Origin of the sequence: Halorubrum sp. F4 (genome assembly GCF_027257195.1) — an archaeon.
Taxonomy (GTDB): Archaea; Halobacteriota; Halobacteria; order Halobacteriales; family Haloferacaceae; genus Halorubrum.
Window position 1 is genome coordinate 385,256 of record NZ_JAPDFS010000001.1, and the last position, 12,488, is coordinate 397,743.

At 66.4% G+C, this 12,488-nt stretch carries 13 protein-coding genes; 6 read left to right on the forward strand and 7 right to left on the reverse strand.

All coding sequences use genetic code 11. The features are described from left to right. Positions 1 to 360, reverse strand: a 360-nt coding sequence (locus OKW78_RS01930; protein WP_281193654.1) for a transcription initiation factor IIB family protein, incomplete at its 3' end; no start/stop codon positions are given. A 279-nt stretch (positions 361 to 639) separates the two neighbouring features. Between OKW78_RS01930 and OKW78_RS01935 the strand changes: the two genes are divergently transcribed. The 4 genes from OKW78_RS01935 (at position 640) to rdfA (ending at position 4,781) form a co-directional block, all read left to right on the forward strand. Beyond that, positions 640 to 1,068 carry a hypothetical protein gene (locus tag OKW78_RS01935; protein ID WP_281193655.1) on the forward strand — a complete coding sequence of 143 codons (429 nt, stop codon included), beginning with the start codon at positions 640 to 642 and terminating at the stop codon, positions 1,066 to 1,068. Positions 1,069 to 1,072: 4 nt separating this feature from the next. Then, positions 1,073 to 1,711: an METTL5 family protein gene (locus tag OKW78_RS01940; protein ID WP_281193656.1), complete on the forward strand. Its 639-nt coding sequence runs from the start codon at positions 1,073 to 1,075 to the stop codon at positions 1,709 to 1,711. A 415-nt stretch (positions 1,712 to 2,126) separates the two neighbouring features. Beyond that, a complete protein-coding gene (locus OKW78_RS01945) occupies positions 2,127 to 4,067 on the forward strand; it encodes an archaea-specific SMC-related protein (protein WP_281193657.1) in 1,941 nt (646 codons plus the stop codon). A gap of 102 nt (positions 4,068 to 4,169) precedes the next feature. Beyond that, complete coding sequence (rdfA, locus tag OKW78_RS01950; RefSeq protein WP_281193658.1) at positions 4,170 to 4,781, forward strand: rod-determining factor RdfA; 612 nt, start codon at positions 4,170 to 4,172, stop codon at positions 4,779 to 4,781. Positions 4,782 to 5,109: 328 nt separating this feature from the next. Here the strand turns inward: rdfA and OKW78_RS01955 are convergent, their stop codons facing one another. From OKW78_RS01955 to OKW78_RS01975, 5 genes are all read right to left on the reverse strand, one after another. Further along, positions 5,110 to 5,949: a halocyanin domain-containing protein gene (locus OKW78_RS01955; protein ID WP_281193659.1), complete on the reverse strand. Its 840-nt coding sequence runs from the start codon at positions 5,947 to 5,949 to the stop codon at positions 5,110 to 5,112. A gap of 151 nt (positions 5,950 to 6,100) precedes the next feature. After that, positions 6,101 to 6,874, reverse strand: coding sequence for a hypothetical protein (locus tag OKW78_RS01960; protein WP_281193660.1), 774 nt, complete (start codon positions 6,872 to 6,874; stop codon positions 6,101 to 6,103). Between the two features lie 108 nt (positions 6,875 to 6,982). Continuing rightward, the gene (locus tag OKW78_RS01965) at positions 6,983 to 8,737 is read right to left on the reverse strand and encodes a rhomboid family intramembrane serine protease (RefSeq protein WP_281193661.1); all 1,755 of its coding nucleotides are present in this window, start codon (positions 8,735 to 8,737) and stop codon (positions 6,983 to 6,985) included. Between the two features lie 81 nt (positions 8,738 to 8,818). Beyond that, positions 8,819 to 9,097, reverse strand: coding sequence for a UPF0058 family protein (locus OKW78_RS01970; protein ID WP_281193662.1), 279 nt, complete (start codon positions 9,095 to 9,097; stop codon positions 8,819 to 8,821). A gap of 94 nt (positions 9,098 to 9,191) precedes the next feature. Beyond that, entirely contained in the window at positions 9,192 to 9,407 is a 216-nt protein-coding gene (locus tag OKW78_RS01975; protein WP_066415053.1) for a ribbon-helix-helix domain-containing protein, read from the reverse strand. A 229-nt stretch (positions 9,408 to 9,636) separates the two neighbouring features. Here OKW78_RS01975 and OKW78_RS01980 point away from each other — a divergent pair, with 229 nt between their 5' ends. Beyond that, positions 9,637 to 10,272 carry a molybdopterin-dependent oxidoreductase gene (locus OKW78_RS01980; protein WP_281193663.1) on the forward strand — a complete coding sequence of 212 codons (636 nt, stop codon included), beginning with the start codon at positions 9,637 to 9,639 and terminating at the stop codon, positions 10,270 to 10,272. A 78-nt stretch (positions 10,273 to 10,350) separates the two neighbouring features. After that, positions 10,351 to 11,688, forward strand: a complete 1,338-nt coding sequence (locus OKW78_RS01985) for an isochorismate synthase MenF (RefSeq protein ID WP_281193664.1) — start codon at positions 10,351 to 10,353, stop codon at positions 11,686 to 11,688. A gap of 13 nt (positions 11,689 to 11,701) precedes the next feature. Here OKW78_RS01985 and OKW78_RS01990 read toward each other — a convergent pair whose 3' ends face one another. Beyond that, positions 11,702 to 12,442, reverse strand: a complete 741-nt coding sequence (locus OKW78_RS01990; protein WP_281193665.1) for a proteasome assembly chaperone family protein — start codon at positions 12,440 to 12,442, stop codon at positions 11,702 to 11,704. Between the last annotated feature and the right edge of the window lie 46 nt (positions 12,443 to 12,488).

Consider the following 12,488-nt stretch of genomic DNA (forward strand, 5'->3'; position numbering starts at 1 on the left):
CTCCTGCCACTTCCGCAACCGGTGCATCTGCGAGCGCTTCTCCGAGGAGAGCGACCGCCCGTACGCGTCCTTGTCCTTCCAGTCGATCGTCGTCGTCAGCCCCTTGTCGTGCATCGTCTTCGTCGTCGGCGCGCCGACGCGGGACTTCGACTGCCGCTCGGAGTGGTTGAACGCCCGCCACTCCGGACCGCGATCGATCGTCTGTTCGTCCAAGACCAGCCCGCAGTCCTCACAGACGAGCTCCTGGTCCGCGTCGGTGACGATCTCGCCGGAATCACACTCGGGACAGGTGATCGCTTCCTCGTCCGATTCTCGCTCGGTGTCCCGCTCCCTCTGGCGCTGGCGGCTCGGACGTTCCATTATAAGGTTTCTGGTCACTGCCGTATTTAAGACTTTTTCACAGATGTTGGAGAGGTAACACGAACGATCGATGGGGTGAAATATCGAATATACGCCCGTAAAGGCTCATACTACGCATTCGGTGCCGATCAATGCGGGAATCGAAGGGGGATCGGTCGGGGGAAACCGCCCCCCATCGATCGCGTCCGAACACGAAACGTGACCGACTCCATACGGCACACGATATATTACTACTAAACATTCAACAAAGCTTTTGTATAACCAGAAACTATGACGGATATGAGCACTACGGAGCCACGCGGGATCGACGCAGCGATAGACGGCTGTCGTCCCGCCGAGATCGACCCGATCGTCGTGGACGCGGCCGACCTCGAGAGTACCGCTCCCGACTACCTCCGGGATCTCAAAGCCGGCCTCTCCGCGCGCGGCTACCAGCCGGCGACGCTGGTCGTCGACGCCCGTTTCTCCGACGACTGTCCGCTCGCCACCGGCGAGGAGGCCGACCGGCTGCGCGGGTTCGTTCGCGCCGCCGCGTTCCTCGGAGCCGGCCGGATCGAGATCCGTCTCGGCGAGGTCGCCGACGCCGACGCCGTCGACTCGACGCTTTCGGCGCTCGCCGAGCGCGCCCGCCGCGAGGGGGTCGAACTCGTTCGGGTCGACGACGGCGTCGTGACGGACGGCAGCGACGCCGACCACACGACCGCCTGAACGCATGGCAACGAAGCGCTCGCTCGCGACGAAGCTCGGCGTCGTCGCCGGGTTCGAGAACCCACGTGCGGCCCTCGAACAGTACCCCACTCCTCCAGACCTCGCCGCACACGTCGTCCATCTCGCCGACCTCCAGGGCGACGTCGACGGCCGAACGGTCCTCGACCTCGGTGCCGGGACGGGCATGTTTGCGCTCGCGGCCGCGCTTCGCGGGCCCGCACGCGTCGTCGCTCTCGAGCTCGACCGCACCGCGTTGACCACCGCACGCGGCAACGAGCGCCGCATCGCGGCGAGCGCTCCCGTTCACTGGATACAGGGAGACGCGACGCGGCCTCCGGTGACGTTCTCGGAACCGGTCACCGTCGTCATGAACCCGCCGTTCGGCGCACAGGACGGCAACCGCAACGCGGACCGGTCGTTCCTCGCTACCGCGAGCGAGCTCGCGAGCGTCTCCTACTCCGTCCACAACGCCGGAAGCCGGGAGTTCCTCGAGGCGTTCGCCGCGGACAACGGCGGCGATGTGACCCACGCGTTCGCGGCCGACTTCGCGGTGGACGCCCAGTTCGACCACCACGACGAGGCGTCCCGCGAACTCGACGTCGAGGTGTACCGGATCGAATGGGAGTCGGCGTCATCCGAGTGAACCGTCGTCGATCCTCGACCGTAGACACGGAAGGAAGCCGGTCGCGTTCGGCCGTCCGCCGTACTCGATCCGGTCTCATCCGTATCCGATCCGGCGAGTGGTCGATCCGCTCGTATGGATCGAATCGACCGGTACGAGACGCCGACCGTGTCAGGAGAGGTGCGTCTCCGTGACGACGGTTCTTCGCGTTCCGACGGACCCGTTCGATGGCTCCCCGATAATATACTAATACTTTCATATAGTATACCAGATTTATTATATAACATCGAAACTGTAATTCTATGTGCTTTCGATCGTGACTATCCGCTTAGCGTTTGGGAGGGGACATCCGGAGAATCAACGTGACCGAATGGGGGGTCGAAAGCCGCGTTTCGGCATGAGCACATTTAATGAGCGCGGTTTCCTGGAGGAGAGTATGTCGGCGGAACGAGTCTCCGAATCACGTGTGCGGGTCGACGTTCGAAAGATCGGCGGGATCGATGAAGCCGAAGTGGTCCTTCCGCCGGGTGTCTCGGTACTGACCGGACGAAACGCGACGAATCGGACGTCGTTTCTGTCGGCGCTCATGGCGGGACTCGGCAGCGAGAGGGCCTCGCTCAAGGGCGACGCTGAGAAGGGATCGGTCACCCTCGAGATCGACGGAGAGACCTACACCCGGACGCTGACCCGACACGGGGACACGGTCGCGTTCGATGGCGACCCGTATCTCGATGACCCGGAACTCGCCGACCTGTTCGCCTTCCTGCTCGAGAACAACGAGGCGCGACGCACCGTCGCCCGCGGCGACGACCTCCGCGAGATCATCATGCGACCCATCGATACGGACCGCATCGACGCCGAGATCGAGTCGTGTAAACGCAAGCGCGAGGAGCTCGACGACGAGATCGAACGGCTCGAACGGCTCGAGGGGGAACTGCCCGAACTCGAGGAGGAACGCCGCGAAAACCGTGCGGAACTCGAGGAGGCCCGCGAGGAGTTGGCGACCGTTCGGTCCGAACTCGAGGACCTCGAGATGGACGTCGAACGGAGCCGTTCCCGAAAACGGGAGCTCGAGGAGGCGTTCCAACGCGTCCGGGACGCCCGATCGGAACTGGACGACCTCGAGTTCGACCTCGAAACCGAGCGGTCGACGCTTTCCGAACTCGAGTCGGAGCGCGACGAACTCGAGGAGCGGCTCGCCGACGCGGAGCCGCCCGAGAAGGACCCGGACCGACTCGCGGGGCGGGTTCAGGAGCTTCGGGACCGCAAGCGAGCACTCGACGGGACGATAAACCATCTCGCGAACGTCGTGAGCTTCAACGAGGAGATGCTCGAGGAGGAAGGGCTCGACCTCGATCGGGACGACACCGCGACGGCGACGAACCCGATCGAAGCGCTGACCGGAGGCGACGAGACGACCTGTTGGACCTGTGGGTCGACCGTCGCGACCGAACAGATCGAAGCGACCGTCGAACAGCTGCGTGACCTTCGCTCGGAGAAACTCGAGGAACGCAACGGTGTCGAATCCGACATCACCGAGCTCACGGAGCGACGATCCGAGCTCCGTACCGAGCGACGGAAGGCCGAGCGGGCGGAGGAGCAACTCGACGACGTCGAAGCGGAGATCGAGACGACGAACGAGCGCATCGCCGACCTCGAGGACCGGATCGAGACGAAACGCGCCGAGATAGCGGACCTCGAAGCAGAGACCGAGGCGATCGAGGTACGGGACCACGACGAAGTGCTCGAGCTCCACCGGGAGTCCAACGAACTCGAGCTGCGGGTGGAACGGCTCGAGGGCGACCTCGAGACGATCGACGGGGAGATCGCGGACCGCGAGGAAGCGATCGAGGAACGCGACGGACTCGAGGCCGAACACGAGGACCTCACCGAACGGCTCGCTGACCTCCGGACCCACGTCGAGCGCATCGAGAAGGACGCGGTGACCGCGTTCAACGAGCACATGGAGACCGTACTGGACATCCTGGAGTACGACAACCTCGATCGGATCTGGATCCAACGCCGTCGGGAGGAGGTGCGCGAGGGACGCCGGAAAGTGACGAGGACGCGGTTCGAGTTACACATCGTCCGGTCCGCCGCGGACGGGTCCGCATACGAGGACACGATCGACCACCTCTCGGAGAGCGAACGCGAGGTGACCGGACTCGTCTTCGCGCTCGCCGGCTACCTCGTCCACGACGTCCACGAGGTGGTTCCGTTCGTCGTTCTCGATTCGCTGGAGGCGATCGATTCGGACCGGATCGGACGCGTCGTCGACTACTTCAGAACCCACGCGGAGTACCTCGTCGCGGCTCTGCTGCCCGAGGACGCCGAGGCGCTTCCGGACGAGTACACGTACGTGACGAGCATCGACTAGCGACGGGCGGTCGCTCGACCGCGTCCGCTCCCGTCGCGTCGGTATCGACGGGCACCGACGTGACATCAGTAACTTTGTAACGCTTGCTCGGATAGGAGGCGTATGAGCGACGGGGTGCGGAGCCGCGGAACGAAGGTCGCGCGGCTCATCGACGAGTACGACCTTCCAGGGACGGGCGCGCGACTCGAAGCGGCGTGGACCGGTGCGTCCGGCGAGCGGACGAGCCTCCGAGATCTCGCCGACGAGTTCAACGAGCGACTGCTCGAAGTAACGCTTCGGGAGGCGGGCGTCTCGCCTCACGAGGTCGACGTCACGGGAACCTACGAGACGCTTCAGGAGGGATCGGGCTCCGAGCGAACGCGCGCTCGACGTCGTCTCGAACGCGAGGGCGTGGACGTGGAGACGCTCTCGAACGATTTCGTGACACACCAGGCGGTGCACACCTACCTGCGGAAGGACCGTGAGGCGAGCCTCCCCGAACGGGACGGCGACGTGGTCGAACGGAAGATCGAAACGATCGAGAAACTCCAGGGACGGGTCGCCGTCGTCACGGAGACGACGATCGAGTCGCTGGTTTCGGCGGGCGAACACGACCACGCGGACTACGACGTTCTCGTGGACGTTCGAGCCATCTGCTCGAAGTGTGGGTCGGACTCCTCGATCGGCGAGTTGCTTCAGCAGGGCGGGTGCGGATGTACGACTTCATCCGAGTGATCTCATAAATATAAGATAGAAGTACATGTATGTTTTAATATAGGATATGTAAAATATATCTGTTACTCGAGTCAGTAGCCACAGTTCCGGTGACTCCATAGGTTCCGCTCGGCTCACGTGATTCCGGATGGATCTCGTTCGAATCGAAGATCCGGAACGGACCTCAAACGGCCGACAGAGACGCTGATAACCTCGATATCTCGCAGGATGGAAAGGTGACGGGTTCCACCTGACGCGATGCGAAGCGCGTCACTCGGTCAGCGTCGTATCGTCGGAGCCCGTTCCACCTGGAGAGGGTGGCGCTTCGGCCGGCTACCCGACCCGTCGATCACTCGACGACGATCGCGCCGCGGTGGCCGAGCGCGCGGTGGGGCTGACAGGCGTACCGAAAGACGCCGGTCTCGTTGAACGTGTGCTCGAAGTGGACGCCTGGCTCTACGTTGATCTCGCTTCCGACGTCGGCGTCCTCGAAAGCGATGTCGTGTCCGCCCCCGCTGCCGGTCCACGACCATCGGATCGTCGTTTCAGTCGAGACCGTCACCGCGTGCGGGTCGAACGCGAGGTTCCCGCCGTTGCCGTCCGCCCCGGTCGTGATCTCGACGAGGTCCTCGTCCGTCCGGTCCGTGATACTCCCGTCGTACTCGTTCGTATCGACCAACCACTCGTCGACGACGGGGTAGCCGCTCGACGGCGCGGATTCGACCACCACGACGCCTTTCATGCCCGCCTCGGCCTGCGGTTCGCTGACGTACCGATACGTCCCTTCCGTCTCGAAGGTATACTCGAACGTCGTTCCCGTCTCGTCGTCGGGCGCGCCGCTGTCGAACGTCTCGTCCGCGGCAACGACGTTGTGCTCGCGGTCGGTGCCGGTCCACTCCCACGTCACGGTCGTGTCGGGCGTGACCTTGATCGCGGGCGGCGAGAACGACTTCGAGTTCGACACGTCGAGATACACCGTCGGCGGGTCGTCGAACCGGAAGTCACGGATCCGGGGGGTCCGTGGGTCGTTAGCGGTCGCAAGCCAGTCGTCCAACGAGTCGTCGTCGTTCTCGGTCGCTGGAGTCTCCGTTTGAGCGTCCGCCGTCCGAAGATTCTTGAAACCGGCCAGGCTACCGAGGCCGAGGACCGTACTCGCGCCGAGGAACGCTCGGCGGTTGGTGGAGGGCATATGCGTGCCGAGGTTCGTCCGTATACCATACAAAAGTGTGGACCTGTTCCGAGTTACTTAGAACCGTGTGAGTCCGTGTCATCGAGGCCCGAGACGGGTCGACGACACGACGCCCGTCGACGGCCATCGGAAACCGAAACGACCGACGCGGTCAGAGCCGGGACGTCCCCGAGACATCAACCGGCTCGGGTGAGTCGTGATCCGTCCCGTCGGGATCCTCACGCAGTTGGAGATACGCCGACGCGATGATCGCGTAGTACGGCGTGAAGAACACGGCCGAGGCGACGATCGTCACGGCGTCGCCGGCGACCGGAGCGCCGGCGAGATCGAACAACGGCGCGATGACGCCGATGCCGCCGCCGAACACGCCGGCCAACACGACGATGCCGAACAGCTTGAGTCGCGAGCCACGGGCGAGCGCCCAGCTCCGTTTGAGACCGTCCACGAGCCCGCGGTCCTCGACGGCGATCGCGAAGACGAAGAACAGGAACGACACGGCGAAGAACAGCCCCGGAACGACGAGAAACGCCGTCCCGAGGAAGATCAGGACCGTCACGACGATCCCGCCGACGAAAAGCCGCACCGTGGTGCGGCCGAGCCGTCGCGTCGCGTCCGCGGGCAACGCCGACAGCCCCTCGAATGGCTGGACGAGCGCGCGGGCGACGACCGCGAAGAACGCCGCGGACACGGGAAGCAGGACGCAGAACAGCGCGAGCGCGACCGGCCCCGAGACCGGCAGGGTGATCCCGACGTTCGCGCCGAACTGATCGGCCGCGTCGGCCGGGAGATAGCCGAGGACCGCCGTGTTGACGGCCGCTTGCGTTGCGAACTGGATGAGGAGGAATCCGGTGAAGAGGATCCCGCCAGTTCGGGTGAGCGTTCGTCGAAGCCCGTCGCTAACCGCATGGCTGAGGTGGAGGGCCATACTTGTTCACGTCCTCACATCAACGATATAAATGGTCCGGAATTCGCACGAACTCGACCGGGTAGGCCGGAAGCATCGCCGTTCGCAGGCATCGCTCGGGCGAGGAGGTCAGTTTCGGCTCCGTTGTCTCCCCTCGTATCGCTCCCGCTCCGCGACCCGGACCCGCGAGTCGCCGCGCTCGGCGTAGATCGCCTCCTCCTCACGGACGAACTCCACGCCGCGAAGCGTCACCGACTCGTTCTCCGGCGGGATCGGCGCCGTCGCGTTCGTACCCTCGTGAACGATCCGGAGTTCGAATCCCTCCTCGACGGCCGCGACCGTGACGTTCCGGCCGTCGAGGCGCGGCTCCGCGTCGGCCACACCGCTCACGAACAGCGTCGATCGGTTCCCCTCGCGAACCGCGTCGACGCGGTAGGTCGCGTTGCCGCCGACGGCGACCCACCCGGTACGCTGTACCCAGACCGTCTCGCGCCAGCCCGTCCCGCCCACGTCGACGGCGCGGTACCCCCAGAACGCGAGGTTCCCCTTCGAGACCGCCGTGGTCCAGATCTCCCGGTCGGGGCTCGCGACGATCACCCCCGAGGTCCGCACCGACGTGGAGCGACCGAACGCCTCGACGTCGACGGCGCTCACCGTCCGGTCCTCGATGTCCTCCGCGTAGGTCACCTGGTACCCCTCCACCTCGACCGGGTCGCCCGGGATGTTCCCCTCGTCGACCGCGACGAGATTGGGGACGACCGCGGGGCCGGCGACCGCCGCGAACGCGGCGAGGAGACACAGAAGCCCCACCGCCGCGGGCGTCACGGAGGCGACGCTCTCGCGGATCGTCCGCGGTTCCGGGACCGCGAGAGCCGGCCGGATCGGCTCGTCACGACCCGCGGCCGCGACCGCGACGGTCGCGGCGAGCGCGAGGACGCCGGCCAGTCCCAGCGCGCGATACAGCTCGTACCGGTCGTTCCCGAGATACCAATAGACCGCCCACAGTCGACGTGACGCACCGAACAACAGTACGCCGGCGAAGACGACGAGCGCCGACGTGCGCGACGGACCGGCACCGATCTCGAACGCGCGTCCCGTCGGACCCGTTCCCCGCGACCGTCGCCGCCGCCGTCGGAGAAGCCACGCGCCGACGAGCGCGCCGGCGATCAGTCCGAGCGCGTGTCCCTGGATCGCGATGTTCGCCCAGCTCGGCGGGCCGAACGAGGGGGTCGCCTCCGCGACCTCCACCGGCGTTCGTACCGTCTCGTAGACGACGTTCACGAGCGTCGCGGCCGTCAGCGACGCGATCGTTCCGATCGGGTAGTGAACGAGCGCGAACCCCCACAGCGCGAAGACGACGCCCGAGAAGCCGATCACCGGTCCCAAAGCGAAAAGCGAGGAGACGATCCCGAACGACAGGATCACGCCGGGAACCACACAGAACGCCCGAACGTACGGGTTCCGGCGGAGCGATCCGAACGTCTCGCTCCCGCGCTCGCGCGGGAAGTGCCCGTAGGCGTACTCCGCGAGCGACCCCGCGACGAGCGTCGACAGCAGGTTTCCGGTGACGTGCCCGCGGCTCGCGTGAGAGAACCCCGCCCAGAGCATCCCCTCCGGGTAGAAGTACGACCACGCGCGAAACGGGATCACGACCGGGCGGTTCGGGTTCTCGAACCCGCTCTGTACGAACAGGTAGACGCCGATCACGAAGCCGACGGCGACGAGCGTTCCCCAGGGGACGCCCAAGAGCAGCCGCGAGCGGAGCCGCCGTCCCCATCTCCCGGCGGGGCGGTCTGAGGCGACCACCGCCGCGAGCGCGACGATCGACGCCGCACCCGCGACCAGCAGGTGAACGGCATCGATCGGAAGCGCCTCGAGAGCCATATCCCCACTACAGCGACCGATCGCATATCAATTCGCGGGTCGACGTGGACGACGGACCACCCGGACGCGAGCAGTGCGGCCTCAGATCTTGTTTTCGGCGTCGTCGGCGAGCTCCTTCATCCGCTTGCCGACCCGCCCGGCGGGCGAGAACTCGTCCTCGCTCATCGCGTTCGCCAACGCGTTCCCGAGCACGAACACGGCGTGTTTGTGCTCGCTTTTGGATTTGTGGACGTGTGACGGGTCGACGTCGAGCTCGTCGTACGGGTCGAACAGTCCCGCGTCGACCGTCTCCTGCTCCCGGAAGTGTTCCATGATCGTCACCATCTGTTCGTGAAGCTCGAGCAGTTCGTCCTTGTGCATGGAGCCAAATACGGGTCGGAGCCGGTTTAAGCGTTGTTGAGGATGCGACGCACGGATCGACGACGAGACGCACGCGTCACGTCCCGGCTACCGGTCAGAAGACGTACTCGTCTTCGTGGCCCATCATTCCCTCGTCCTCGAACCCGCCGGAGTCGTCGTCCTCCATGGGTCCGCTGGTCTTGTACGCCTTGATCCCGGTCGAGAGGAGCTCCTCGACGGCTTCCTCGCGGTTGAGGAACTCGCCCTGCTCAACCATCTGTGTGATCTGCATCTCCAAGTGTTCCGGGACGGTTATCTTCACCCGTGGCATTCTCTTGGCCGCGTCTAACAGGATAGTGTATATAAATGTAGCGTCGGATGTCGGGTGATTCGAAACTCGATCCGTTTGCTTTCGAAACAATACTTTCGAATCGCACATCCTCAGTACGCGATCCTCCAAAACACTCGTTCGCGGCGGCCGAGACGTACCCATCGCGTCCGAACGGTACCGGTACGCGGCCGAACGGTACCCATACGTTCCCCGAGGTCGTATCACCGGTATGACCGAGACACGGACGGACTGGATCGAGGATCCCGAAACCGTGGATATCGAGGACCTCACCGGACTATACCACGAGTACGGCGACGATCGACTTCCGCCGGGGCAGCGTGAGACGGACAGGTTTCCGGTGCTCTCGAAGAGCGGTACGCCCTCGTGGGGTCCCGACGACGCCTTCGAGGTCTGGGGTTCGGTCGACGACCCGCTCTCGTTGTCGCTCGAGGAGTTCAGAGACCTCCCCGCGGTCACCCAGCGGCAGGACTTCCACTGTGTCACCGGCTGGAGCAAGCTCGACTGTGCGTTCACCGGCGTCGAGTTCGCCGAGATCGCGGAGCGCGCGGGCGTTCACGGCGACGCCGAACACGTGATGTTCCACGCCCTCGACGGCTACACGACCGACCTCCCGCTCGAGGAGTGTACCCGCGAGGGCGTCCTCTTCGCCTACGGATACGACGGCGAGGATCTCCCCGCCGACCACGGCGGCCCGCTCCGCGTCGTCACGCCACACAAGTACGCCTACAAGGGCGCGAAGTGGGTCTCCGGCGTCGAGTTTCTCACCGACCGCGAGCTGGGATACTGGGAGAAGCGAGGCTACAGCGACACGGCGAACCCGTGGAACGAGGAGCGGTACAGCTAGCCGACGGGCGACGCCGGCCGGCCACGTCGGCCGGATGAGTTGACACGCTTAAGAGCCTCCGGTCCCGAATCCGTTTCAATGGAACCGGCGCGTTCGACGTCGTCGCCGACGCTGGTCAGCCGGACGACCGCGATCGACCCGCCCGCGTTCGCCGCGGCGTTCGACGCGCTCCCGACGCCCCGGACGGTCTGGAGCGCCCCCGACGACGCGGTCGTGGTGGCGGGCGGCGCGGCCGCGACGCTGACCGCGAGCGGGGCCGACCGATTCGCCGCGATCCGCGAGGCGACCGACGAGCTGTTCGACTCCGGCGACGTCCACGCGGGAACGGAGGCGGCCCGGCCGCGCGTGTTCGGCGGGTTCGCCTTCCACGAGGGGGCCTGTGCCGGCGACCCCTGGAAGCCGTTTCCGGAGGCGCGGTTCGTCCTGCCTCGCGTCCAGGTCACCTTCGCCGACAACGGAACCTGGCTCACGGCCACGGACGCCGGATCGGACGCGTCGCCGGAGGCGGTCGAACGACGGTTGGACCGCGAGATCGATCGGCTATCGGGGCGCTCGACTGACGGCCCTCGCCCCGTGAGACCCGGGATCCGCGAGCAGCGACGAACGACGAGCCGGGACGCCTGGCGCGGGAGCGTCACCGCCGCGCTCGACCGGATCGGCGACGGCGAACTCCGCAAGGTCGTCCTGGCGCAGGCGCTGGAGGCGGACCTCGAAAACGAGTTCCCGCGCGCGGCGACCCTCGAGCGCCTCGCCGGGAAGTACCCCGACTGTCACCGCTACTGTTTCGAACCCGACGACGGCGGGAGCGTCTTCTTCGGCGCGACGCCCGAGCGACTCGTCTCGCTTCGCGGACGGACCGTCGAAACCGACGCGCTCGCCGGGACGACCGGTCGGGGAGAGACGCCGGCGGAGGACGAGTGGCTCGCCGAGGAGCTACTCGCCGACGCGAAGAACGTCCACGAACACGAGCTCGTCGCCGAGACGGTGCGCGATCAGTTGGAGCCGTACGCCGCGTCCATCTCGGCCGGCGACCGTCGCGTCCGCCGGCTCGCGACGGTCCAGCACCTTCACACGCCGATCACGGCCGAGTTGGACGCGGATCGACACGTGCTCGAGCTCGTCGAGGCGCTCCATCCGACCCCGGCGGTGGGCGGGCTCCCGCCGGACCAAGCCCTGGAGACGATCCACGAGACCGAGCCGTTCGACCGCGGCTGGTACGCGGCCCCGGTCGGCTGGATCGACGCCGCCGGCAACGGCGCGTTCGCGGTCGCGATCCGTTCCGCGGTCGCGACGCCCACTCGGGCCACGCTCTTCGCCGGCGTCGGCCTCGTCGGCGACTCCGACCCCGACCGCGAGTGGGACGAGATCCAACTCAAGTACCGACCGATCCTCGACGAGCTGGAGGCGGACCGATAGCGGTCGCGGTTCCTCACTGGAACATCTTCAGCGGCTCCGCCTGCGAGCTCTCCTCCGTGGCCTGTTGCATCCGCTCGGCGAGCTTCTGTTTCGCGTCGCGGATCTCCGTCGCCTGGTCCACGAGGCCGTCCGTCGGCGTCTCCGTGCCCGCGATCGGATCGATCCCGTCGAGGATGAGCCACCGTGCGGCCTCCGGGTCGGGAAACTGCGGATCCGACTCGACGACGAGGCCGACCGCGTCGCGGTCCCGCTCCAACGCCTCCGCGAGCATCGCGCCGGTCGGCCCGGAGACGAGGCCGGCCTCGGGCGGGCTCGACAGCTCCGCGCGCGACAGCGCCTCGCCGCCCTCCCCCGTCGCGATCCCGTACAGCTCGGGCGGCTCCTCGTCCTTCTCCCGGCCGAGCCCCGAGAGGAACACCGGGAACGTGCCGGTCTCGTCGAACCAGGAGTCGAGACAGCCGGCGACCTCGGCCGCCGCGTTCGGATGAACCGGCACGTCGCTGCGAAGGGCGACCAGGCCGCGGTCGGGATCGGCGTAGAGCCGAACCGGCGTCGTCACCGCCGAGTCGTCCTCCCGATAGACGGCCACCGGCGGGAGCCCGTCGCAGTGGACGTTGGCGTAGTGGGTCATCCCGTGCGCGTCGATCATGTGGTCCGTGGCGATCTTGCCGACGAGCCCGACGCCCGGGAACCCCTCCACGAGCGTCGGATTCTCGAGCGTCACGGCCTCGTCGAGAACGGAGATTCGGGCCATGCCACGAGATACGCGACCCCCGGACCTAAAGGTAGGGAGCGATCTC